Source organism: Thioclava sp. F28-4, assembly GCF_002020045.1.
GTDB lineage: Bacteria > Pseudomonadota > Alphaproteobacteria > Rhodobacterales > Rhodobacteraceae > Thioclava > Thioclava sediminum.
In genome coordinates, this window is record NZ_MPZQ01000001.1 from 590,283 (window position 1) to 614,247 (window position 23,965).

General features: G+C 65.3%; 23 protein-coding genes. 10 read left to right on the top strand and 13 right to left on the bottom strand.

Annotated features, from left to right (window positions below):
- Positions 1-135: 135 nt before the first annotated feature.
- Positions 136-1,983: an ABC transporter ATP-binding protein/permease gene (locus BMI87_RS02595; protein WP_078519594.1), complete on the bottom strand. Its 1,848-nt coding sequence runs from the start codon at positions 1,981-1,983 to the stop codon at positions 136-138.
- A gap of 137 nt (positions 1,984-2,120) precedes the next feature.
- A complete protein-coding gene (locus BMI87_RS02600; RefSeq protein ID WP_168175146.1) occupies positions 2,121-3,581 on the bottom strand; it encodes a LysM peptidoglycan-binding domain-containing protein in 1,461 nt (486 codons plus the stop codon).
- A gap of 147 nt (positions 3,582-3,728) precedes the next feature.
- Here BMI87_RS02600 and BMI87_RS02605 point away from each other — a divergent pair, with 147 nt between their 5' ends.
- Positions 3,729-4,283 carry a TIGR00730 family Rossman fold protein gene (locus BMI87_RS02605; RefSeq protein ID WP_078519596.1) on the top strand — a complete coding sequence of 185 codons (555 nt, stop codon included), beginning with the start codon at positions 3,729-3,731 and terminating at the stop codon, positions 4,281-4,283.
- Here BMI87_RS02605 and rarD read toward each other — a convergent pair.
- Entirely contained in the window at positions 4,269-5,210 is a 942-nt protein-coding gene (gene rarD / locus BMI87_RS02610) for an EamA family transporter RarD (protein WP_078519597.1), read from the bottom strand. The two genes, BMI87_RS02605 and rarD, sit on opposite strands and share 15 nt — an antisense overlap.
- 133 nt (positions 5,211-5,343) lie before the next feature.
- On the opposite strand from rarD, the gene BMI87_RS02615 reads away from it, so the two are divergent.
- Positions 5,344-6,189: a DUF1206 domain-containing protein gene (locus BMI87_RS02615; protein WP_078519598.1), complete on the top strand. Its 846-nt coding sequence runs from the start codon at positions 5,344-5,346 to the stop codon at positions 6,187-6,189.
- 210 nt (positions 6,190-6,399) lie between these two features.
- Here BMI87_RS02615 and BMI87_RS02620 read toward each other — a convergent pair whose 3' ends face one another.
- The 5 genes from BMI87_RS02620 to BMI87_RS02640 form a co-directional block, all read right to left on the bottom strand.
- Entirely contained in the window at positions 6,400-6,855 is a 456-nt protein-coding gene (locus tag BMI87_RS02620) for a host attachment protein (RefSeq protein WP_078519599.1), read from the bottom strand.
- Positions 6,855-7,082: a hypothetical protein gene (locus tag BMI87_RS02625; protein ID WP_078519600.1), complete on the bottom strand. Its 228-nt coding sequence runs from the start codon at positions 7,080-7,082 to the stop codon at positions 6,855-6,857. The genes BMI87_RS02620 and BMI87_RS02625 overlap by 1 nt, the downstream gene beginning before the upstream one ends.
- A 159-nt stretch (positions 7,083-7,241) precedes the next feature.
- Positions 7,242-7,841, bottom strand: coding sequence for a superoxide dismutase (locus tag BMI87_RS02630; RefSeq protein ID WP_078519601.1), 600 nt, complete (start codon positions 7,839-7,841; stop codon positions 7,242-7,244).
- Positions 7,842-7,943: 102 nt separating this feature from the next.
- On the bottom strand, positions 7,944-8,789 hold the full coding sequence (locus tag BMI87_RS02635; protein ID WP_078519602.1) for a DMT family transporter: 846 nt from the start codon (positions 8,787-8,789) through the stop codon (positions 7,944-7,946).
- A 374-nt stretch (positions 8,790-9,163) separates the two neighbouring features.
- Positions 9,164-10,183, bottom strand: a complete 1,020-nt coding sequence (locus BMI87_RS02640) for a ribose-phosphate pyrophosphokinase (RefSeq protein WP_078519603.1) — start codon at positions 10,181-10,183, stop codon at positions 9,164-9,166.
- Between the two features lie 111 nt (positions 10,184-10,294).
- Here BMI87_RS02640 and BMI87_RS02645 point away from each other — a divergent pair, with 111 nt between their 5' ends.
- The 5 genes from BMI87_RS02645 (at position 10,295) to purF (ending at position 15,297) form a co-directional block, all read left to right on the top strand.
- Complete coding sequence (locus tag BMI87_RS02645; protein ID WP_078519604.1) at positions 10,295-10,894, top strand: 2-hydroxychromene-2-carboxylate isomerase; 600 nt, start codon at positions 10,295-10,297, stop codon at positions 10,892-10,894.
- Positions 10,895-11,710 carry an alpha/beta fold hydrolase gene (locus BMI87_RS02650; RefSeq protein ID WP_078519605.1) on the top strand — a complete coding sequence of 272 codons (816 nt, stop codon included), beginning with the start codon at positions 10,895-10,897 and terminating at the stop codon, positions 11,708-11,710.
- Between the two features lie 4 nt (positions 11,711-11,714).
- A complete protein-coding gene (gene radA / locus BMI87_RS02655; protein WP_078519606.1) occupies positions 11,715-13,079 on the top strand; it encodes a DNA repair protein RadA in 1,365 nt (454 codons plus the stop codon).
- A gap of 22 nt (positions 13,080-13,101) precedes the next feature.
- Positions 13,102-13,713, top strand: a complete 612-nt coding sequence (locus tag BMI87_RS02660; protein ID WP_078519607.1) for a CvpA family protein — start codon at positions 13,102-13,104, stop codon at positions 13,711-13,713.
- A 105-nt stretch (positions 13,714-13,818) separates the two neighbouring features.
- Positions 13,819-15,297 carry an amidophosphoribosyltransferase gene (gene purF / locus BMI87_RS02665; RefSeq protein ID WP_078519608.1) on the top strand — a complete coding sequence of 493 codons (1,479 nt, stop codon included), beginning with the start codon at positions 13,819-13,821 and terminating at the stop codon, positions 15,295-15,297.
- Between the two features lie 68 nt (positions 15,298-15,365).
- On the opposite strand, the gene BMI87_RS02670 is transcribed toward purF, so the two are convergent.
- The 3 genes from BMI87_RS02670 to BMI87_RS02680 are packed head-to-tail and all read right to left on the bottom strand — an operon-like array spanning position 15,366 to position 16,739.
- Complete coding sequence (locus BMI87_RS02670; RefSeq protein WP_078519609.1) at positions 15,366-15,788, bottom strand: MliC family protein; 423 nt, start codon at positions 15,786-15,788, stop codon at positions 15,366-15,368.
- A complete protein-coding gene (locus tag BMI87_RS02675; protein ID WP_078519610.1) occupies positions 15,785-16,162 on the bottom strand; it encodes a cell division protein ZapA in 378 nt (125 codons plus the stop codon). Before BMI87_RS02675 ends, BMI87_RS02670 begins: the two co-directional genes overlap by 4 nt.
- A complete protein-coding gene (locus BMI87_RS02680; RefSeq protein WP_078519611.1) occupies positions 16,155-16,739 on the bottom strand; it encodes a hypothetical protein in 585 nt (194 codons plus the stop codon). The genes BMI87_RS02675 and BMI87_RS02680 overlap by 8 nt, the downstream gene beginning before the upstream one ends.
- A gap of 200 nt (positions 16,740-16,939) precedes the next feature.
- Between BMI87_RS02680 and tkt the strand changes: the two genes are divergently transcribed.
- From tkt to BMI87_RS02695, 3 genes are read left to right on the top strand one after another with little or no spacing between them, the layout of a single operon-like run.
- Complete coding sequence (gene tkt, locus BMI87_RS02685; RefSeq protein WP_078519612.1) at positions 16,940-18,958, top strand: transketolase; 2,019 nt, start codon at positions 16,940-16,942, stop codon at positions 18,956-18,958.
- Positions 18,959-18,999: 41 nt separating this feature from the next.
- Complete coding sequence (locus BMI87_RS02690) at positions 19,000-19,887, top strand: DMT family transporter (RefSeq protein WP_168175147.1); 888 nt, start codon at positions 19,000-19,002, stop codon at positions 19,885-19,887.
- 11 nt (positions 19,888-19,898) lie between these two features.
- A complete protein-coding gene (locus BMI87_RS02695; protein ID WP_078519614.1) occupies positions 19,899-20,774 on the top strand; it encodes a lysophospholipid acyltransferase family protein in 876 nt (291 codons plus the stop codon).
- A 49-nt stretch (positions 20,775-20,823) separates the two neighbouring features.
- Here the strand turns inward: BMI87_RS02695 and BMI87_RS02700 are convergent, their stop codons facing one another.
- Both BMI87_RS02700 and BMI87_RS02705 read right to left on the bottom strand, forming a co-directional pair.
- Positions 20,824-22,425 carry an APC family permease gene (locus BMI87_RS02700; RefSeq protein ID WP_078519615.1) on the bottom strand — a complete coding sequence of 534 codons (1,602 nt, stop codon included), beginning with the start codon at positions 22,423-22,425 and terminating at the stop codon, positions 20,824-20,826.
- 119 nt (positions 22,426-22,544) lie between these two features.
- On the bottom strand, positions 22,545-23,960 hold the full coding sequence (locus BMI87_RS02705; protein WP_078519616.1) for an aldehyde dehydrogenase family protein: 1,416 nt from the start codon (positions 23,958-23,960) through the stop codon (positions 22,545-22,547).
- Positions 23,961-23,965: the final 5 nt, after the last annotated feature.

The following is a 23,965-nucleotide window of genomic DNA, read 5'->3' on the forward strand; positions in this document are numbered from 1 at the left end:
GCCCGACCCTCCCCCGGGAGGGCACATTGGCGATGTCGGAGCAGGCACGACCGACCTGCGGGCTTTCGAGATAAAGCGCCAAGCCTCGCAGGGATGGGCGCGCCCACCCAAGGGTCGAGCGCGGCCCTTCACGCCTTACGCCGCCCCTTGCTCTGCCTCGTCTTCCTCTTCCGCCGATTGCCGCGCCCACATCGAGGCGTAGCGGCCACGCTGTGCCAGCAACTCCTCGTGGCGTCCGCGCTCGATGATCTCGCCCTTGTCGAGCACGAGGATCTGATCGGCATCCGCGATAGTCGACAGTCGGTGCGCGATGGTGATCACCGAGCGCCCCTCGCCCATCGCCTTCAGGCTCATCTGGATGTCGCGTTCGGTCTGCGTATCGAGCGCCGAGGTCGCCTCATCGAGCAACAAGATCGGCGGATTCTTCAGGATCGTGCGTGCGATACCCACCCGCTGCTTTTCGCCGCCAGAAAGCTTCAGACCGCGCTCGCCCACGGCCGTGTCATAGCCTTCGGGCAGGCTCAGCACGAAGTCATGGATGCGCGCCGCCTTCGCGGCCGCGACGATCTCTTCATCCGAGGCATCGGCACGACCGTAAGCGATATTGTAGCGGATCGTGTCGTTGAACAGCACGGTATCCTGCGGCACCACGCCGATCGATTGCTGCAGGCTCTCCTGCGTCACATCGCGCAGGTCCTGATCGTCGATACGGATCGCGCCGCCGGTCACCTCGTAGAAGCGGAACAGCAGGCGCCCGATCGTGGATTTGCCCGAGCCCGAGGGTCCGACCAGCGCCACCGTCTGCCCGGCTGGCACGTCGAAGGAAATCCCCTTCAGGATCGGCCGCGTCGGATCATAGGCAAATTCGACATGGTCGAAGCTGATATGCCCGCCTTTCACTTTCAGAACATCTGCGCCCTCTTTGTCCTGAATTTCGGCCGGTTGCTGCAACAAATCGAACATTTCGCCCATATCGACCAGCGCCTGCCGGATCTCGCGATAGACCGTGCCGAGGAAGCCCAGCGGCATTGTGATCTGGATCATGTAGGCCTGCACCATGACGAAATCGCCGACCGTCAGCGTGCCCGCCTGCACCTGCATCGCGGCCATGACCATCACCGTCACGAGCCCGATCGTGATGATCAGCGTCTGGCCCGCATTGAGCGCCGCGAGCGATTGGCCGGTCTTCACCGCCATCGCCTCGTAGCCCTTCATCGAGTCGTCGTAACGTTCGGCCTCGCGTTTGGCCGCGCCGAAATATTTCACCGTCTCGAAGTTCAGCAGGCTGTCGATCGCCTTCTGGTTCGCCGCCGTATCGGCCTTGTTCATCTCGCGCCGGATGTTCACGCGCCACTCGGTGACCTTGAAGGTGAACTTGATATAGGCCGCGATGGTGACCAGCACGACCGCGGCATAGCGCCAGTCGAAGACCACCGCGAAGATGATCGCCACCAGCGTCAGCTCGACGATCAGCGGGCCGACCGAGAACAGCATGAAGCGCAGCAGGAACTCGACGCCTTTCACCCCGCGTTCGATGATCCGGCTGAGGCCGCCGGTCTTGCGGGTGATGTGATAGCGCAGGCTCAGCTGATGCATGTGGGTGAAGGTCTGCAGCGCCAGATGACGCAGCGCGCGTTGCGCCACTTTCACGAAGATCGCATCGCGCAGCTCGCCGAAGGCCACCGTCATCAGGCGCGCAACGCCGTAAGCCACGGTGATCGCCACCGCCCCCATGCCCAGCGCCCAGGCCGCCGAGGTGCCCTCGCCCGAGAGCGCGTTGACCGCCTCGCGATAGACGAAGGGCGTCGCGACCGAGATGATCTTGGCGATAACCAGCATCACCATCGCGAAGACGACGCGGCGCTTCACCCACGGGGCTTCATGCGCCCAGAGATAGGGCAGCACCGCGCGGATCGTGCGCCAGCCGCGGGCGCGTTCCTCGGCATTCATCTTGCCCTTGGTCGTGATCTGTGCCGGAGGCATCGCGCCCTCCTCTTCCTCTTGGCGAAAATATCCCGGGGGCTCCCGTCAGGGAGCGGGGCAGCGCCCCTCACCGGTCAAACCTGCGCGCAACCTACTCGGCGGCGCGCAGGAGTCCAGCCATGCAAGCGGTCTGTGCGCTACTGCGCAGCCTCGGCGGGCTGCGCATCGGGGGCGGGAATGTTGAAAACCTGCCCCGGATAGATCAGGTCGGGGTCGCGGATCTGGTCGCGATTGGCATCGAAGACCCGCACATAGAGGAACCCGTCGCCATAGACCTCGCGTGCGATCGCCCAGAGCGTATTGCCCTTCACGATCTGCACCACTTTCACCGCGTCGCCGACCTCTCCGGTCGCGCGCACCGAAGCCGCCTGCGCACCGGTCGGATCGGCCGCGCTCGCCACGAGGATCTCGTCGGGTTGGTCGAAACCGGTCTCGGCCCGCGCGACCACCTTGCCGGACGCATCCTGCGCATCGATCCGCAGCTTATGCTCGCCCGTGCCCAAGCCAGGCAGGCTGAGCGACCAGCGCCCATCCGCACCCGGCTGCGCCTCGGCGACGAGCGTGTCGTCGAGATAGGCGCTGAGCGTCGTGCCCTCGGGCGCGCCGCGCCCTTCGCTGCGCGCAACCTCGCCCGAGCCGAAGGAGATCGTGTCGATCACCAGATCGTCGCTTTTCGGAGCGAGCAGCCGCGCGCCATCGGCATCCGCGATGAGCGGCGCTGCCGGCGGCGTGGGTGTGGAGGGGGCCGCGTCAGTCCCGGTTGCGGCGGACGCGCCTGCGTCAGTGCCGGTCATCGCCGCACCATCTGTCGCCGAAGCCGTCGCCCCGGCGCTTCCATCTGTCGCACCATTCGCTGCCATTCCGGAGGTCGCGCTCTCACCTGCCGAAGCAAGGCGCTCCTGTTTCGGCTGGCCGCGCAGCACGAGCGTCTCGGCGCTGTCGCGCGTGGTGCCATCCGCGCCGGTCACCCGCAGCGAGAGCGCGCGCGGGCCATCGGAAGGCGGCAGATCGAAGAGCGAGGCGAAGCTGCCGCCGCCATCGGCCAGCGTGCTCGCCACGACTTTCCCGTCAACCAGAATATCGAGCTTGGCGCCCGGTTCGGCCCGCCCGGCGAGCGTCACCGATCCGTCGGGCGCGGCGCGCAGCGCATCGAATTTCACCCGGGCGAGCGACTTGCCGTCCGCTGCCGCCTTCGCAGTGGTGCTGTCAGCCCCCATCTCAGTCCCGGTGGCGGACGCTGCAGCCGAGGCCTCAGCACCCTGACCGTCGACCGTTTCAACCAGCTTATCCGTGGGTTCCTCAGCCAGCGGAGCCACGGCACTCGCCGCCTCTTCCGCTTCCTGAACCACGGTTTCCACGCCTTGCTTTTGCGGTGCGGCGGTGCCAGAGGCCGTCTCCGCGCCCCCCTCCTGTGTCGGTTGCGGCGCCCCTGCGGAACCGGTCGCGGCGGTCGCATCTGTCCCCGACGGCTGCGTCCCATCACGCTCCACCGGGCGCAGAACGCCCCAAAGCACCAGCCCCAAGACCACGAGGAGCAGCGCGACCGCCCCCCCTTTCACCGCCCCGAGCCCGGTGCTCTCGACTGGTTGATCCGTCACGTTTTCATTCATTTAAGTCCCGCCTTCACGTCATCCCTCGGGGCCTGCCGCCTGTTCTTATGTGCGGCTAGGTCACCCGGTCCCTTGAGGGAACTTAGCAACCCCGGTATCACCGCTCAATAACAATGCATTTTCGGAGACACCGTCATGACCCTTCCCCGTTCCGTCTGTGTCTATTGCGGCTCTCGTTCGGGCGCGAAGCCCGCTTATGCGGCAGCAGCGCAGGAAACCGGAGAGATGCTCGCCGCGCGCGACTGGCAGCTGGTCTACGGCGCGGGCGATGTCGGGCTGATGGGAGAGGTCGCGCGCGCGGCGCAAACCGCGGGCGGGCGCACCTTCGGCGTGATCCCTGAGCATCTCTTCCCGCGCGAGGTCGGCAAGCGCGACCTGACCACCTTCGTCGTCACCGAGACGATGCACGAGCGCAAGAAGGTGATGTTCATGAATGCCGATGCGGTGGTGGTGCTGCCGGGCGGCGCGGGCTCGCTCGACGAGTTGTTCGAGGTGCTGACATGGCGCCAGATCGGATTGCATGAAAAGCCGATCTATCTGCTCAATATCGAAGGCTACTGGGCGCCACTCGAGGCGCTGATCGACCATATCATCGGCGAGGGCTTCGCGGATGCGTCGCTGCGCGAGCTGGTCGTGACGGTCGATAGCGTGGCGGAGCTGGAAAGCGCGCTCGTCTCAGCCTTCGCCTAAACCGCGCTGCGTGGCGGGCTGTGCCGCAGGCTGCAGGCGGCGCATCCGCAGGTTGGCGCTGGAATAGAGCGCGAGCGCCGTCCAGATCAGCCCCAGCGCGATCGCGTGCCAGATCGTGACCGTCTCGCCGAAGGCCAGCGTCGCCACCGCGAATTGCAGCGTCGGGTTGAGATATTGCACCAGCCCCACGGTCGCCATCCGCACGCGCTGCGCCGCATAGGCGAACAGCAGCAAAGGCGTGCCGGTGAGCGGCCCGGAGAAGATCAGCAGCAGCGTCGTCTTCCAGTCGCCGCCGAAATGGCCCGCACCGGGCGCGCTGCCCCACCAGCCCGCGTGATAGCCCCAGAGCACGATCAGCGCGACCGGCGAGAGCAGCAGAACCTCGGCGCAGACCGAGACCATCGGACCCGCGCGCAGCCCCTTCTTGATCAGCCCGTAAGTGCCGAAAGTCGCGGCAAGGATCAGCGACACCCAAGGCGCGACGCCCAGCCCGATCGTTAGGACCATGACCGCCGTGGCCGCCAGCGCGACCGCCATCCACTGCCGCGTGCTCAACGCCTCGCGATAGACGATCAGCCCGAGGACGACGGCAACGAGCGGGAAGATGTAATAGCCAAGCGACGCCTGCACCGCATGGCCGAAATGGACCGACCAGATGAAGGTGAACCAGTTCGCCGAGATCATCAGCGCCGCCGTCGCGATCACCAGCGCCCCGCGCCCGCGACGTTCCGCGAGCGCGATCCAAAGCTCGCCAAGGCGGCCTTTCAGCCCGAGGATCACGGCGAAGAACAGGAAGGACCAGAGCGTGCGATGGGCAAGCACCTCGATCGGCGGCATCCCGTCGAGCATTTTGTAATAGAGGCCCGACAGCCCCCAGATGACGCAGGCCGTCACCATCGCCCAGAAGCCCTTGACCGCCTCGTTCATCGAAATTCCCTTCTCTCAACCGCGTGACCCTGACCGATCGGCGGGCGAAAGGAAAGGCCGCGCCTCACGGGAACCTGTGCGCTTGTCCACGCATTGGGTCTGCGTCAATTCACAGTACCGAGAGAGACCGCCAATGTCCGCTACAGACAGCCACGACCCCGACGATTTCGCTTGGGCAGTGCCCGTGATGCGCACGGGATACGGGGGGCGCGGGCTGGTCTATCTCGTCGTCGCCGGAGTCTCGCTCTGGTCGCTTTTTCATGGCGGCAGCGCCGAGGGCACCAAGCAGGTTCTGGAGAAGCTGTCGAGCGGCTGGGGCGCCGTGGTGCTGGTCGCCATCGCGCTCGGCATGGCGGCTTACGCGATCTGGCGCGTGGTCGATGCGGTTTGGGATCTTGAGGCCTATGGCTCCGAGATGAAGGGCTGGGTCGCACGGATCGGCCTCGTCGTGAGCGGCCTCGTCCATCTGGGTATCGGCGGTATCGCCGTGACGGCTCTGGTCGCCCGTGCTAGCGGCGACAACGGGACGAGCAAACTGGTCTCCACGATACTGAGCGCCCCGATGGGGCGTATCGCGCTTGGCGTCATTGGGCTGATCGTGATCGGCGCGGGCGGCTACTACCTCTATAAAGGGATCACCAAGGCCTACCTGAAACATCTGAAAGCCAACGAGGTTACCCGGCGCGCCAATATCGTGCTGCAGGCGGGGCTTGTGGCGCAGGGCGTGGTGATCGCGATCATGGGCGCGCTGATCGTCTATGCCGCTTATAGCTACGATCCCTCAAGCGCGGGCGGCCTCGGCAAGGTGTTCGACTGGCTGCGCGGACACCCGTTCGGGCAGGTCCTGACCGGGGCGATCTGCGTGGGCCTTCTCGGCTTCGCCGTGTTCTGCTTCGTCAACGCCGTCTATCGGATCGTGCCGCGCGCCAGCGACCCCGATATCGAGACGCTCAAGCAGAGCCTCGAGAGCGACGACTGATCCGCCTCTGTCCTCGCCATCCAAAGAACGCCGCGCGGGTCTCGCGCGGCGTTTGTGCGTTGCTCGACAGACGTCCGGAGACGCATGGCGGGTTGAACGATCGGTGGCGCTCGGACCGCCAGCAGCCGCCACTTCCTTCTCAAGCCCCAATGAAAAAGCGCCGCGCGAGACCCGCACGGCGCTTTTCCTGTCATCTTGGCGAGGCGCGGCTCAGGCGGTCGCGAGCTCTTCCTTCACAAGCTTCTCGATCTCGTCGCGCGGGTGATTAGTCAGCGTCTTGTCGATCTCGGCCACCACCACGTCGGAGACTTCCTTGTGCAGTGCAGAGCGGATCTCGCCCAGGACGCGCGGCGCCGCAACGATCACCAGCCGCTCGATCCGGCCCTTATGGACCATCTTGTAAAGCCGCTCTGCCAGATCGTCGGCGAAGCGCATCTTCGCCAGCTCGTGCCAGTCGGTCTCCTGGAAGGCCGAGCGATGGCCGGGACCGTCATCGGCCATACGTCCGGGGCTGTCGGTGCCCTGCTCGTGATCCGGCGGGTTCTCCTGCTCGTCGATGCGGCGCACGACGAGGTTGGGATCCTGCTCGTCCATCATGTTTTCAAGAAACAGCGCCTTCTCGCCATCCGCGATCACAACCCAGGTGCCTTTGGAAAGCTTGGTCATCACATCTTCTCCTTTTCACCGCTGTCGCGCTCGTCGCCGCCCAACGGACGGGTCGCGCCTGCCGAAGTCTCATCCAGGCGTTTCTTCTCGTCGCGGGTGCCGACCTTGCGATTGAGGTTCCCGCCCGAGCTGCCTTGCCCTTCCGGCGTCTCGATATTCTCGGGCTTCTCGCCGAGGACCTCTTCGGTTTCGCGCTTGCCGTCTTTCGAACGAATACGCTCTGCCATCATATCCTCCTCTTGGTTTCTGGTAGCTGTCAAGAAAACCGATTTGGCAGGGTCGCGGTTCCTGCTTTGCAGACTTTCCGTTCCGGCAATCATCACGGGTAGAAAAACGAAAAAGGGCGCCCCGCAGGACGCCCTTCCAATTCGTATCGCGCGCGGAAATTACATGCGCGACGCGACGTTTTCCCAGTTCACCAGCTTGTCGAGGAAGTTCGACAGGTAGGCGGGGCGCTTGTTGCGGAAGTCGATGTAGTAGGAGTGCTCCCACACGTCGCAGCCAAGAAGCGCGGTCTGGCCGAAGCACAGCGGGTTCACGCCGTTCTCGGTCTTGGTAACTTTCAGCGACCCGTCGGTGTCCTTCACGAGCCATGCCCAGCCCGAGCCGAACTGGCCCGCGCCTGCGGCGGCGAAGTCTTCCTTGAACTTGTCGACCGAGCCGAAGCTTTCGGTCAGCGCCTTTTCCAGTTCGCCCGGCATGGCCGAGGCGCCCGGACCCATCATTTCCCAGAACTGGGTGTGGTTCCAATGCTGCGAGGCGTTGTTGAAGATGCCGCTCTGCGCAACCGCGTTCGGCTGGTAGGTGCCCTTCACGATCTCTTCGACCGACTTGCCTTCCCATTCGGTACCGGCAATCGCCTTGTTGCCGTTATCGACATAGGCTTTGTGGTGAATGTCGTGGTGATATTCGAGGGTCTCCTTCGACATGCCGAGATCCGCGAGTGCGTCGTGGGCATAGGGAAGATCGGGAAGTTCAAAAGCCATGATGTCCTCTCATTAGTTCGAAGGTACGTGTGTCAAACACTAAAGAAGCGCTGGAGGTTCCGAGGTCAAGCCGTTTCCGGCCCGAAAATCCGAGAGATGCGCTCAGGTTTTTCGCCTCAGCGAGAGGGCGATCCCGCCGATCACCAGCGCCGCGGCTAGCCAGAAGCGTGCCGAAGGCGTCTCCGCGAGCAAAACCGCCCCGCCCAGCGCCGCGATCAAGGGCACGGAGAGTTGAGCGATGGCGGCGAGGCTCGCGGGGATTTGCGGTATCACGCGATACCACAGCGCGTAGCCCAGCCCCGAGGTCACCGCGCCCGAGAGGATCGCAGGCGTCCAGCCCCAGCTTGCCCCCTGCCCCCAATCGCCCGCGCCCAGCATCCAGATCAGCGCAAGCGGCGTGGCGAGTGCGAAGTTGAGCGCGGTCGCGACCAGCGGATCGCCCGCGCGTCGTCCGTTGAGCGAATAGAGCCCCCAGCCGATCCCGGCCAGCGCCATCATCGCAAATCCGCGCGGGTCGATATGGGCCGCACCCGAGGCGGGCAGCAGCAGAACAGCCAGCCCCACGAAGGCCAGCCCCGCCCCGATCCAGCGCCAGAGCGAGATCGCCTCGCGCAGCCACAGGGCGCCCGCGAACATGGTGATCTGCACCATTCCGAACAGCGTCAGCGCGCCAACGCCCGCGTCGATCAGCCCGCTCGCGATGGAAAATCCGAAGATATAAAGCGCCAGCGTCGCAACCCCGACCCCCAGCACCGCGCCCGGCAGCCGCAGCCCGCGCGCGCCTTTGGCCCGGATCGCGAGGATCAGCAGCACCAGCGCGCCCGAGGCGAGCCGCACGAAGCCCGTCGCGGCCGGTCCCCATCCCGCATCATGCACCGCCATCCGGTTGAGCACCGAGTTGGCCGCGAAGGCGACCATGACGAGGGCGGTGAGGGCGAAAAGGCGCATGCTCAAGTCATCGCCGCGCCACGCGACGCTGTCCAGCCCGACCTTTGGCCGACGCGAAAACAATGGCTTCGACGCCCGGCCCTATACATCGCGGAACCGCCCGGCCCTATACATCGCGGAACCGTTGCCGCACGATGCAAAGGCTAGGGATTGACACGGAGGACCCGGATCATGGCGAAGAAAGCGACGCTCAAAGAGCTGAAGCAGGAAGTAAAGACGCGCAAGGCCAAGGTCGAGCGTCAGGAAAAGAAGCTGAAAGAGGCGAAGAAGGCGCTCAAGAAAGCCTCGTAACCCGGCGCTCGGGATCGGGCGCAATGAAAAAGGCCCGGATCGCTCAGATCCGGGCCTTTTTCTTGTCTCGGGCGAACCGCGGATCAGTCGCGGGTATACATGCCCTCGTAGATCGGGACGAGCGTGTCGGTTTCGAAGAGCGAGGATACGGACGTGCCCGACCAGGTGTTGAGTATCGCCTGCGCGAACATCGGTGCGGTCGGCACGATGCGGATATTGGGGCAGGCTTTCACCGCGTCGGTCGGCTCGATCGAGTCGGTGATGACCAGCGATTTCAGCGCCGAATTGGTCACGCGCTCGACCGCCGGGCCCGACAGGACGCCGTGGGAGATATAGGCGTGAACCTCGGTCGCGCCGTGCTCCATCAGCAGGTCGGCGGCCTTGCACAGCGTGCCTGCCGTGTCGACCATGTCGTCGACGATGATGCATTTCTGGCCCTTCACGTCGCCGATCACGGTCATGCCCGCAACCTCGCCCGCCTTCTCACGGCGCTTGTCGACGATGGAGAGCGGTGCGTCGATCCGTTTGGCCAGCTCACGCGCGCGGGCCACGCCGCCCACGTCGGGCGAGACGACCATGATATCGTCGGTCTGGCCTTTGAAGTTGTGCAGGATATCGAGCGCGAAGACCGGCGAGGCGTAGAGGTTATCCACCGGAATGTCGAAGAAGCCCTGGATCTGGGCTGCGTGCAGGTCGAGCGTCAGGATGCGGTCGACCCCGGCTTCGGTCAGCAGGTTCGCGACCAGCTTGGCCGAGATCGGCGTGCGGGCCTTGGTGCGGCGATCCTGACGGGCATAGCCGAAATAGGGGATCACGGCGGTGATGCGATCGGCCGAGGAGCGTTTCAGCGCGTCGGTGATGATCAGCAGCTCCATCAGGTTGTCATTGGCCGGGTTCGAGGTCGGCTGGATGATGAACATATCCTCGCCGCGGACGTTCTCGAAAACCTCGACGAAGATCTCGCCATCGTTGAAACGCTCGACCCGCGCATCCACCAAACCGACGGACATGCCGCGATGCATCGACATGCGCCGCGCGATGGATTGCGCGAGCGGTTTGTTGGAATTTCCGGAGATGAGCTTCGGTTCAGTGACGACGGACATGGGCCAGTTCCTTCGTGACGCCGGTCAGTGCCGGCGGGATTCGCTTGATTGCGCCTGCCTTAGCACCGGGGTAGCGTGGCGGCAATTTCGACTGTCAAGAAAGTGTTATGAATGGCACGCATCGACTACTATTTCGGCACGTTCAGCCCCTGGGCCTACCTTGGCGGCCCGCGATTCGAAGAGATCGCGGCGCGTCATGGCGCTGACGTGACTTACAAACCGCTCGACCTTCTGGGCCTGTTCGACCGCACCGGCGGGGTGCGTCCGGCGCAGCGTCACCAGAGCCGGATGGAATACCGGATGCAGGAGCTCAAGCGCTGGTCAAAGCGGCTCGGGATGGAGATGAATACCACTCCGCCCGGCTATCCGCCGAACCCCGCGCCCTCCTCTTACGCGATCATCGCAGCGCAAAAAGCGGGCGGCGGCGATGTCGGCGGGCTGGTCAACGCAATCCTGCGCGCCTGCTGGGCCGAGGATAAAGATATCGCCTCGGACGAGGTGATCCGTGAAGCGCTGGAAGCCAATGGCTTTGACGGCAATCTGGCGACCACGGGCCTCTTCGACGGCGCGGTCACCTATGAGAAGAACCTCGAGGACGCGGTCGAGGCCGGGGTCTTCGGCTCGCCCTTCTATATCGTGACCGATACGGATGAGCGGTTCTGGGGGCAGGATCATCTGGAGTTGCTCGACGACTATCTGGGGACGCTCTGAATGCCGCGAGACCAACGACAAGGGGCCGAGGTTTTCTGGCAGAGCTTCGGTCAGGGCGAGCGTCCGGCGATCGCGATCCATTGCACGTTGGGCAGCTCGAACCTCTGGGCGAAGGCGCTGACGCCGCTGGGCCAGCAGATCCACGCCGTCGCCTTCGATCAGCCGAGCCACGGGCAATCCGCCCCTTGGCGCGGCGACACGAGCGAGCCGGGCAGCTTCCAGACGCTGGTGACGCGCATCGCGGCCAGCTTCATCGAGCGCCCCGTGGACCTGATCGGGCATAGTTTCGGCGCCTCGGTCGCGCTGCGCATCGCGGTGGGCGCGCCCGAAGCCGTCCGTTCGCTGACGCTGATCGAGCCGGTGCTGTTCGCGGCGCTCCCCGAGGACGACCCGGATTGGCAGGACCTGCGCGCCAAGCAAGATCACTTCGAGCAATTGATGGAAGCGGGCGACTATGAACCGGCGGCGCGCGGCTTCATGCGCGACTGGGGCACCGGTCAGCCGTGGGACAGCTATTCCGAGACGCAGCGCGAGCGTTTCACCGCCTGCATGCCGATGGTCGAGAATATCTCCCGCGCCAATTTCGAGGATCCGGCGCAGATCGCCCGGCCCGATGGGTTCGAGCAGATCGACGCGCCTGCAATGATCATCCATGGCGACCGCTCGCCCGCGACGATGCCGAAGGTTGCCGAGGCGATCGCCGCGCGTCTTCCGGACGTGGGCGTGGCCTGCGTCGAGGGCGCCGGTCATATGCTGCCCGCCACCCATCCCGAGCAATGCGCGAGCCTGATCGCCACCAATCTGGAACGTAGCTGACCTTATGGCCAAGCAATCCGCGATCTTCCGCTGTGCCGAATGCGGCGCGACGCACGCCAAATGGTCCGGGCGCTGCGACGCCTGCGGCGCGTGGAACTCGATCCACGAGGAAGCGCCGATCTCGACCACGCCCGGCTCCGGCATGAAGGGCGCGAAAGGCAAGGTGATCCCGCTCACAGCGCTCGACACGAAGGAAACACCGCCAGCTCGCGTGAAATCGGGCATGGAGGAGTTGGACCGTGTCTTGGGCGGCGGTCTGGTCGCGGCCTCTGCCGTTCTGGTCGGCGGCGATCCCGGCATCGGGAAATCGACGCTTCTGCTGCAAGCGACCGCCAGTTTCGCCCGCAAAGGGGTGAAGGCGCTCTATATTTCGGGCGAGGAAGCGGCGAGCCAGGTGCGGATGCGCGCACAACGTCTTGGTCTTGCCGATGCGCCGGTCGGTCTGGGCGCGGAAACGTCCCTGCGCGACATCCTGACGACGCTGGAAGCCGAGCGTCCCGATCTCGTGATCATCGATTCGATCCAGACCATGTGGTCGGACAATGTCGACAGCGCGCCGGGATCGGTGAGCCAGTTGCGCGCCGCCGCACACGAATTGGTGAGCTTCGCCAAAAAGCGCGGCACCGCCGTGATCCTCGTCGGGCACGTTACCAAGGAAGGCCAGATCGCCGGCCCCCGCGTGATCGAGCATATGGTCGACACGGTGCTCTATTTCGAAGGCGAGCGCGGCCACCAGTTCCGCATCCTGCGCGCGGTGAAGAACCGCTTCGGCCCGGCTTCCGAGATCGGCGTCTTCGAGATGACCGGCGCGGGTCTCGCCGAGGTGGCCAACCCCTCGGCGCTGTTCCTGTCCGAGCGCGGCCAACCCGCACCGGGCTCGGCGGTTTTCGCAGGAATCGAAGGCACGCGGCCTGTGCTGACAGAGATTCAGGCGCTGGTTGCGCCGTCCACGCTCGCCTCGCCGAGACGAACCGTGGTCGGGCTCGACAGCGGACGGATATCGACCATTCTCGCGGTGCTGGAATCGCGCTGTGGCATCCCGTTTGCGGGGCTCGACGTGTTCCTGAATGTCGCGGGCGGCATGAAAGTGGTGGAGCCAGCAGCGGACCTCGCCGCCGCCGCAGCCCTTCTCAGCGCGCGCGAAGATGTGGCACTGCCTGCCGATATGGTCATTTTCGGGGAAATCAGCCTGTCGGGCGCGCTGCGTCCCGTGGGTCAGACGGAAAACAGGTTGAAAGAAGCGGCGAAACTTGGTTTTTCACAAGCGATCGCACCCTCGGGAACGAAAGCCGAAGGGTCAAGCGGGATGTCCCTGCGCAAGCTGGGCGATCTCGTGACATTTACCGGGGAGATGTTCGGCGCCGGTTAACGCCGAGAACACAGGAGCGCAAATGGACGGGTTCACCATTGTCGATGCCATCGTGGCGGTCGTCATCATTCTTTCGGCGATCCTCGCCTATTCGCGTGGCTTCGTGCGCGAGGCGCTGGCCATCGTCGGCTGGATCGCAGCGGCGATCGTCGCCTATATCTTCGCCAACGAGGCACGCCCTCTGGTGCAGCAGATCCCCGGCCTCGACAAGTTCATCGGCCAAAGCTGCGAGCTGGGCATGATCGGCGGCTTCGCGGTGGTCTTCGCCGTGGCGCTGGTCGTCTTCTCGATCCTCACGCCGCTCTTTGCCTCAGCCGTGCAGCGCTCGGCGCTTGGCGGGATCGACCAGGGTCTGGGCTTCCTGTTCGGCGTGCTGCGCGGGGTGGTCCTCGTGGCGGTGGCCTTTGTGGTCTATGACCGCGTGATGAGCAACGACCCCGTGCCGGTGGTAGACGACTCGCGTTCAGCCAAAGTGTTCTCGCGCGCCTCGGGCCAACTCGACGAATCGATGCCCGCCGATGCACCCGGCTGGATCGTGCAGCGTTACGAACAACTTGTGGCCGCCTGCCCCGCCCCTCCGGGCGCGGATGCCCCGGCCCGGACGGACGAACTGCCTCCGGCGACCGACAATTGATGTCAGTCACATGACGGTTTTACAGGCGCGAGGGGTTAACACCTCTCGCGTTTGTCTATAAATGGGCCAAAGCGCCCTCCCCTAGCGTCATACGGAGCTGATGCCATGTCCTGCCCCGCCGCCCAGAAGACCCACTACGCCCACCCTTTCGACGACGACAAGCTCAAGGAAGAATGCGGCGTCTTCGGTGTTGTCGGCATTTCCGACGCCGCGAATTTCGTGGCCCTCGGTCTTCACGCCCTCCAACACCGCGGTCAGGAAGCGGGCGGCATCGTCGCCCATGACGCCGCCACCGGCTTCAATTCGGCCCACCGTTTCGGCTATGTCCGCGACAACTTCACCAAGTCGAGCCTGATGGAAACGCTGCCGGGCGATGTCGCCATCGGCCATGTGCGTTACTCCACCGCAGGCTCCAAAGGTGCGGTGATCCGCGACATCCAGCCCTTCTTCGGCGAGTTCTCTATGGGCGGCTGCGCGGTCGCCCATAACGGCAACCTGACCAATGCCGACGCGCTGCGCCGTGAGCTGATCGAACGCGGCGCGATCTTCCAGTCGTCGTCGGACAGCGAATGCATCATCCACCTGATGGCCCGCTCGATCCAGCGCAAGCATGCCGACCGGATCGCCGATGCGCTGCGCCGCGTGGAAGGCGCCTTCTCCATCGTCGCGATGACGCGGACCAAGCTGATCGGCGTGCGCGACCCGCTGGGCGTGCGCCCGCTGGTGCTGGGCAAGCTGGGCGAGCATGGTTATGTGCTGAGCTCGGAGACCTGCGCGCTCGACATCATCGGTGCGGACTTCGTCCGTGAGATCGACCCGGGCGAGATGGTCGTCATTCAGGACGGCCATATCGAGAGCTCGCGCCCCTTCGGCCCTTCCACCGGCCGTTTCTGCATCTTCGAGCACGTCTACTTCTCGCGCCCCGACAGCATGATCGGTGGCCGCTCGGTCTACGAGACCCGCCGCGCGATCGGCGTCGAGCTGGCCCGCGAGGCCCCGGTCGAAGCCGATCTGGTCTGCCCCGTGCCCGACAGCGGCACCCCGGCGGCGATCGGCTACAGTCAGGAAAGCGGCATCCCCTTCGCGCTCGGGATCACCCGCAACCAGTATATGGGCCGCACCTTCATCGAGCCGACCGAGCAGATCCGCAACATGGGCGTGCGCCTCAAGCTCAACGTCAACAAGTCGCTCATTCGCGGCAAGCGCGTGGTCCTTGTCGACGACTCGGTCGTGCGCGGCACCACCTCGCGCAAGATCAAGGACATGATCCTCGATGCGGGCGCGAAGTCGGTGCATTTCCGGATCGCCTCGCCGCCGACCGCATGGCCGTGCTTCTACGGCGTCGACACGCCCAACCGCGACAAGCTGCTGGCGGCGCAGATGACCGAAGAGGAAATGCGCAACTGGGTCGGCGTGGACAGCCTGAAATTCATCTCGCTCGACGGGCTGTATCGCGCCGTGGGCGAGGCCGAGGGCCGCGACAATTCCTGCCCGCAATATTGCGATGCCTGCTTCTCGGGCGAGTATCCGATCACGCCGTCGGATCAGCTGGAGAAGGGTTTCGAGATGAAGGCGGCCGAGTAAGCGCGCGACGCTTCAGGTTTCCCGAACGAACAAGATGAGGGCCCCCGCGCTGATCCGCGTTGCGGCCCTTATTCTTGGCGGCAGGCCCTGAGCAGCGGTTGCACCTCGCCATCCTCGGCGATCCAGTCGAGCATCGCCTGCGCGCCGCGCGTCCACCAGACATAGCCAGCTTCGCCCTCGCCATCCTCGGCATATTTCGCGCCGTCGGCGGAGCGGATATGGCTCATCACTACCAGCCGCCCCTGTAGGAAGACGACTGCGCGCTGCGGATCGGTGTCGTTGAGATAGGCGGCGTGCACTTCCGCGCCGCGCTCGCAGTGATAGGTGGCGGTCAACACCGCCGGGGGGCCGTCGCCGACAATCGGGTTGAGCGGCTCCAACCGCTCGACCGATCCGTCATCCGGGGCCGTGCCCTGCACCGCGTCTTGCGCCGCGACAGGTCCCGCCAGCGCGACACTTGCGAGCGCCGCGCCGAACAGCGCCCGTCTCACGCGTCGTCCTCGACCCGGTCGGCAAGCGACTCCGCGCGTGCGGCGATCTCGGCCAGCGTTTCGGTCACTTCGGGCGGCACAATCGGCACTTCGACATGCGCCGGGTTCGACTGCAGCTCGTCGATCTTCGCCTGCAATTCGCCCAGACGGTTCATCGCGTCGCGCAGCTGGTCCTCGATGCCTGCGGCCTTGTCGGCCAGCATGAGCCCCGACATCAGCAGCATCCGGCTCTCGGGCACCCGCCCGATCTGGCCCAGAAGCACCTGCGCCTCGCTGTCGAGCATCCCGGCGGCAGAGCGCAGGAAATGTTCTTCACCTTCTTGGCAGGCGACCTGAAAATCGCGGCCGCCGATGGAAATCGTCACCTCAGGCATCGGTCTCCTCCTCGCGGTTCGCCGCTTCGATGATCGGGTCGAGACCCGCGATGATCTGCTCCAGCTCGGCGCTCTCGCCGTCGCGCGCGGCGCGCAGGCTTTGCAGCTCGGCCATCAGCGCCTCCTCGGAGAAGGCCACGCCCTCGTCCATCAGCTTGCGATTGGCCGCGACCAGCGCCGCGTTGGCCTGCTTGAGGGCTGCGACTTCCTTGAAAGCGGCTTCCTGCGCGCGGACGGCCGCGCCGTATTTGCGCTCCATCGCGCCCAGCGTGGTGTCCTGTTTCTCGCGGATCGCGCGGACGCGTTCGGAGAGCTGCGCATTGGCTTCCTGCTCCGCGGCGAGCGCGGCTTTCAGCTCGGCCACTTCGGCGGGATCGGCAGTGGCGGCGGGCGGCGCCTCCGGCACGGGGGGCAGCTCTGCCTCGGCAGGCGGTGCGGTCTCCGGCTCGGGCTGGTGCGTGGCATCCGGCGCAGCCTGCGCCTGCAATGCCTCGCGCTGCTTGAGCGCTTCGACCCCGCGCCCGATCCGTTCGAGCGCGAAAGCGATGCGGCGTTCGTATTCGGCTATGTCACTCATACGCGCCTCCTCGTCCTCATGTTTTTCGCTTGCCATGGCCGAATCGCGGCCGACTGCGGGTTTGGTTAAGTCTAACCTTTTGCGACAGGGCAAGCCCACCCTTTTGCCTCAAGCACTTGTGGGCCGTGCTTGATCTTGGGCCGATCCCTGCTATCAGGGGCGCGGACCCATCCAACAGCTGCCCCGCGAAAGGACGTTTCATGGAAATCGAAGAGCTGCGCGCCGCCCATCCTGAGCATTGGAAACTTGCCTCCGCGATCCGCGCACTGGCGATGGATGCGGTGCAGGCCGCCAATTCCGGTCACCCCGGCATGCCGATGGGCATGGCCGATGTGGCGACCGTTCTGTTCCAGAACCACCTGAAATTCGACGTGAAGAACCCGAAATGGGCGGACCGCGACCGGTTCATCCTGTCGGCGGGTCACGGCTCGATGCTGATCTACTCGCTGCTCTATCTTTGCGGCGACGAGCAGGTGACGCTCGACCAGATCAAGAACTTCCGCCAGTCGGGCGCGCTGACCGCCGGCCACCCCGAGAACTTCCTGCTCGACGCAGTGGAGACCACAACCGGCCCGCTCGGCCAGGGTCTCGCGACTTCGGTCGGCATGGCCATCGCCGAAGAGGCGCTGCGCGCCCAATGGGGCAAGAAGCTCGTCGATCACCGCACCTGGGTCATCGCAGGCGACGGCTGCCTGATGGAGGGCATCAGCCAGGAGGCCATCGGCCTTGCCGGGATGCAGGAACTGTCGAACCTGATCGTGCTGTGGGACAATAATGACATCACCATCGACGGCCGCGTGTCGATGTCCGACAAGACCGACCAGCGCAAGCGCTTCGAGGCGTCGGGCTGGACGGTCTTTGCCTGCGACGGCCACGATCCCGCCTCCATCGACGAGGCACTTACCAAGGCCAAGAAAGCCAAGGGCCCGGTTCTGGTCGACTGCAAGACCATCATCGGCTTCGGCGCACCGACCAAGGCCGACAGCTACTCGGCCCACGGCTCGCCGCTGGGCGACGAGGAAATCGCGCGCACCAAGGCGATCTACGGCTGGGATCACGGTCCGTTCGAAATCCCCGCAGACGTGAAGTCGCAATGGGAAGCGATCGGCACCCGCGGCGCGGCAGAGCGTGGCGAATGGGAAGAGCGCTTCGGCAAGCTCTCGGCAGCCAAGCAGGCCGAGTTCACCCGCATCATGGAAGGCGGCGTCTCGAAGAAACTCACCGGCGCGATCCGCAAGTTCAAGAAAGAGCAGGCCGAAGCCGCGCCGAAAATCGCGACTCGCAAGGCCTCCGAGATGGTGCTGGGCGCGATCAATGCCGCCTGCCCCGAGACCATCGGTGGCTCGGCCGACCTCACCGGCTCGAACCTGACCAAGTCGAAGGACATGACGGTCTTCAACCCGGAGAACCGCAAGGGCCGCTACATCCATTACGGTATCCGCGAGCACGGCATGGCTGCTGCGATGAACGGCCAGTGGCTGCATGGCGGCGTGCGCCCCTATGGCGGCACGTTCTTCTGCTTCACCGACTACGCGCGCGGCGCGATGCGTCTGTCGGCGCTGATGAAAGTGCCGACCGTCTATGTCATGACCCATGACAGCATCGGTCTGGGCGAAGACGGCCCGACCCACCAGCCGGTCGAGCATCTCGCGATCTGCCGCGCGACGCCGAACACGCTGACCTTCCGCCCCGCCGATGTCATCGAGACCGCCGAGGCGTGGGAAATCGCGATGAACCAGGAGGGCACGCCCTCGGTTCTGGCACTGTCGCGTCAGGGTCTGCCGACGCTGCGCACCGAGTACAAGCCGCAGAACCTCACCGCGCGCGGCGCCTATGTTCTGGCCGAGGCCGACGGCAAGCGTCAGGTGATCCTGATGGCGACCGGCTCGGAAGTGGAAATCGCGATCAAAGCCCGCGAGCTGCTGCAGAAGGAAGCGATCGGCACCCGTGTCGTCTCGATGCCCTGCATGGAGCTGTTCGCCGAGCAAGACGAGGCCTACCGCAAGCGCGTGCTGCCGCCGAACTCGGTCCGCGTGGCCGTCGAGGCCGCCGTGCGCCAGCCGTGGGACCGTTGGCTTCTGGGCGAGCGTGGCCGCGAGGCGAAAGCGGGCTTCGTGGGCATGGAGGGCTTCGGCGCCTCCGCCCCCGCAGGCGAGCTTTACGAAAAGTTCGGGATCACCCCCGAGGCTGTGGCCGAGAAGGTCAAGAGCCTCCTCTGATGGCTCTGCCCGGCTTGAAAGCGACTGCGAGGGGGCCCGCCGTGGCCCCCTCTTCACATCCCGAGGGTGATCGTCCCGGGATGGGGATCGCGCTAATGCTTGGCGCGTTCTCGATGCTGACGCTGATGGACGCGTTCGCCAAGCTTCTCGGGCAAGGCTATCACCCGCTCTTGATCGTCTGGGCGCGCTTCGCGGTGAATGCTGCCGTGCTGGCTTTCATCTATCGCGGCAGCCTGCCGCGCCGCATCCGCAGCGCGCAGCCGAAATTCCAGCTGGGCCGGGCGCTGTTCCAGATGGGCGCGATCGTGTCGTTTTTCTACGCGCTGAAACATGTGCCGCTAGCCACTGCCACCGCGCTTGGCGATCTGAACCCCGTGATCGTGACGCTCGGCGCGGCGCTGTTTCTGGGCGAGCGGCTGGGCCCGCACCGTATTTTCGGCATCGTCGCTGCGTTCATCGGCGCGATGATCATCCTGCGTCCGGGCTTCGGGGGGCTGCATCCGGCGGCGTTTCTCGCGCTGCTGGCCGCGTTCAGCTTCGCCGGCGCGGTGCTGCTGACGCGCTACCTGCGCGGCGACAGCGCGGCCACCTCTCAGCTCTGGTCGGCGTTCACCGGGCTTGCGCTTTCTTCGCTCGCCCTGCCCTTCATCTGGCAGCCGATCGCGCTGTCCGATCTCTGGGTTTTCCTCGGTCTCGGGCTTGCGGGCAGCCTGTCGCAATTCCTGCTCATCCGCGCCTTTGCACTGGCCGAAGCCTCGACACTCGCGCCCTTCGGCTATTCGGGGCTGCTGTTCGCGTCGTTCTGGGGATCGCTGATGTTCGGGCAGTTCCCCGACGGGTTCACCATTGCCGGGGCGCTTGTGATCGTGGGGGCTGGCCTCTATGTCTGGTCGCGTGAGCGCCGTGCCGCGCGCCAAGCCAGAGCCTGACACTCGACACGATGAAGAACCGCGAACCCACCCTGTCCGACCGCGCCTCGAATGCCCTTTTCGTGGCGGTGATGCGGCTGGTCCAGCGCCTCCCCTACGAGCGGCGCATCCCCGCGGCGGGACGGATGGTCGCGCGGCTCGCCCCGATCCTCGGCTTCACCCGCAAGATCCGCGAGAACCTGCGTATCGCCTGCCCGGACCTCTCCGAGGACGAGATCAAGCGGCTGCAGCGCGAGATGCCCGACAATCTGGGCCGGATGCTGGCGGAGATCTATTCCGGCGAGGAATTCGTGGCGCGCGTCCGCGATCTGCCGATCGAGGGCCCCGGCGCGGAGACGCTGGAAGCCGCGCATCGCGAGGGTCGCCCCGTCGTCCTCGCGGCGGGCCATTTCGGCAATTACGACGCGTGGCGCGCGGCGCTTGCCGGGCGCGGCTACCGGGTCGGCGCAATCTATCGCCCGATGAACAACCCGCTTTTCAACGAACAATATGTCTCGACCATCTCGGCCATCGCGGAGCCGCTGTTCTCGCGCTCGCGCCGGGGTCTGGGCGACATGATGAAATTCCTGCGCGACGGCGGGATGGTGGCCTTCGGCTTCGACCAGCATTTCAACAAGGGCGCGGAACTGAGCTTCTTCGGTCTGCCTGCGCGCACACCCCTGTCGGCGGCGGAAATGGCGCTGAAGATGAAAGCCGATCTGGTGCCGATCTACGCAATCCGGCAGCCCGACGGGCTCAACTTCAAGATCTATGCCGACAAGCCCGTCCCGCACAGCACCCCCGAGGCGATGACGCAGACGCTCAATGACGGGCTGGAGGAGATGATCCTCAAGCACATGGAGCAATGGCTCTGGATCCATCGCCGCTGGAAGGTGAAGCGGACATAAGAAAGGCGCGCGAGTTTCCCCGCGCGCCCTTTTGTCATTTCGCAAAGGCTCAGTTACCGCGCTGGATACGCTCCATCAGCGCACCGGTCTCCTCGGCGGGCAGGGCCGCGCGCAGCGCGAACCAGATCACCACCAGCGACCACACCGCGACCAGGGCCATCCCGCCCCAGAAGTTCAACACATTTAGCGCGTGATCCGACGTACCGAGCGCCGTGATCACCCAAAGCCCGCCGAACCACAGAGCCAGCCAGCCGATATGGCCCCAGCCGAATTCGGAGGCGGATTTCTTCTGCACGACGTGGAAGACGACCGCATAGACCGCGAAACCCCCGAGCAGCATCCCGAACAGGATCGAGTCGGTGTAGAAACCCGTCCAGTAGATCACGAGGTTCGACGCGATGAAGGCCAGCGGCGCGAGGATTTCCGCCCCTTTCAGGCGGAAGGCGCGCTCGGCATCGGGTTGGCTGCGGCGCAGCACCATCAGGACGATCGGACCGAGGCCGTAGGTCAGAACCGTGATCGAGCTGATATAGCCCACCAGCAGCTGCCATGCCGGGAAGGGCAGCAGGAAGAACACGCCCACGGCCCACATCACCGCGACCGCCAGCCACGGCACGCCGTGGCGGGTCGTATGGGTCAGTGCGCTCGGCCCGCTCTCGGTGTCACCCACCGCATAGAGGATACGCGAGCCGCCGGTGACGTAGATCAGCCCCGTCCCGCCGGGCGAGACATAAGCGTCGACGTAAAGGAGCAGCGCCAGCCATCCCATGCCCAGCGTCGCCGCGAGACCGGCGAAGGGACCAGCGGAGCCTTTGAAGCTCAACGACGACCAGCCATTCGCCAGATCGCCCTGCGAGAGCGCCATGATGAAGGCCACCTGCAGCAGAACATAAACGATCGCGGCAAGAATGACCGAGCCGATAACCGCCATCGGGATATTGCGGCCCGGATTGGCGCTCTCGCCGCCCAGGTCGATCGCGGTGCGGAAGCCAAGGAAGGAGAACACGATCCCCGCGGCGGGAATGGCCGTGAACATGCCCTGCGCCTTGTAGGTGCCCGGTGCCGCATGCCAGACGCCCCAATGGGACGAGGCCGCGATCAGGCCGACCACGGTGATCAGCGGCACGGCGATCTTCCACCAGGTCACGGTGTTGTTCACCTTCAAAAGCGCCTTGATCGCCAGCAGGTTCAGCAGCGCCAACACGCTCAGAAGCAGCGCGGAGGTGATGAAGCCCACCAGCGTCAGCGTGCCCGACCCGTCCCCGCGCAGGAAATACGGCAGGTAGTTATTGGCATAGGTCACGATCCCCTCGGCCTCGACCGCAGGCACCGGCGCATAGCTGAGAAACAGCATCCAGCCCCAAAGCCGGCCCAGCGTCGCGCCGTGGCTCGCATGGCTCATATGGACGAGCGCGCCGGATTTGGAGAACATCGTGGAGAGTTCGGCAAAGCACAGCGCGATCAGCATGATGATCGCGGCCCCGATCACCCAGGACCAGACCGAGAGCGGCCCTGCGATTTTCGAGGCGTGATAGGCGCCGAACAACCAGCCCGAGCCGATCATCGACGTCGTTGAGGCAAAGAGCAGCCCGATGACCCCGGCGTCACGCCGCAGTTTGCCTCCTCCGGCCATCGTTTCTGTTGATGCCATTGGTTAATCCCCTGTTTCTTATTAATCACAAGGGTTCAACTAGGGCGCGATTTCGCCAACCGGAGCGATTACACGTGCTTGTGGCGGAACGCGATCACGCGTGAAATCTGTAGTCGGACTTAGCGCAGGAATTTCTGGGCGAGCTTCGCCATGCGGCCGCTGCGATAGGGCGGCATCAGCATCGCAAGCGGCGCGAACCGGTTCTCGAGCACAGGCTTGAGATGGGTGAAGGCCTCGAAGCCCCAATGCCCATGCGCCGCCCCGACACCCGAATTCCCGATCCCGCCGAAGGGCAGGTTCTGGTGCAGGTAATGGACCAGCGCGACATTGACGCCGACCGCGCCCGAACTTGTCGCGCGGCGCAACCGGTCGATCAGACCGCGGTCGCGCTCGAAGATATAAAGGGCGAGCGGCTTCGGCCCGGCCTCGATCCGCGCCACGACATCGGCCGCATCGTCGAAGGGGATGACCGGCAGAACGGGGCCGAAAATCTCCTCCTGCTCGACGCGCATCGACGGGTCGGTGCCCATCAGGACGGTGGGCGCGATATAGCGGCTCTCGGCCTCGCTGGTGGCACCGGTCAGCGCCTTTGCTCCAGCAGATTGCGCGCTCTCGATCATGCCCATCAGGCGGGCGAAATGATCCGGGTTGATGATCCGCGCGAGGTCTCGCGACGCCGCCTGCGCCTCTTCCGTCTTGCCATACATCCGCGCGATCGCAGCTTTCAGCTCGGCCAGAAACGGCGCTTCGATCTGCTTGGCGACATAGACGTGATCGGGGGCGATGCAGGTCTGACCGGCATTCGCGAACTTGCCCCAGGCGATCATCCGCGCGGCCTTTTTCAGATCCGCGCCGGGGCCGACGATGACCGGGGATTTTCCGCCCAGCTCCAGCGTCACCGAAGTCAGATGCTTCGCCGCCGCCGCCATCACGATCTTGCCCACCCGCGGCGAGCCGGTGAAGAAGATATGATCGAAAGGCTGGTCGAGCAGTTCCTGACTGACCTCGACCCCGCCCTGCACCACGCGCACGAGATCGGCGGGCAGCGCCTCCTCGACGATCTGCGCGATCACGGCGGCGCTGGCCGGGGCCAGCTCGGACGGTTTGACGATCGCGGCACAGCCCGCCGCGATGGCCGAAACCAGCGGCCCGAGCGACAGCGCCAGCGGGTAATTCCACGGCGCGATGATCAGCGCGGTGCCCTTCGGCTCGGGCACGATCCGCGCGCGGGTGCCCAGCATCGCGCGGGTCGGGCGGACCCGGCGGACCTTCGTCCACGTCTTCAGGTGGCGCAGCGCATGCGAAATCTCGGCCTGAACGGGCAGGATCTCGGTCAGGCGGATTTCGGCCTCGGGCTTGGAGAAATCCGCGGCCAGCGCCGCGAGGATCTCCGCCTCGCAATCGTGGATCGCGCGCGAGAGCGCCTGCAGCGCCGCGCGCCGCTGCGCGGGATCAAAAGCCATGCGGCGCTGCGGATTGCCTGCGGCAAGGTCGACGAATATCTGCGCCGGGGTCTTGAAACTGCGGTGATCCATCGGGG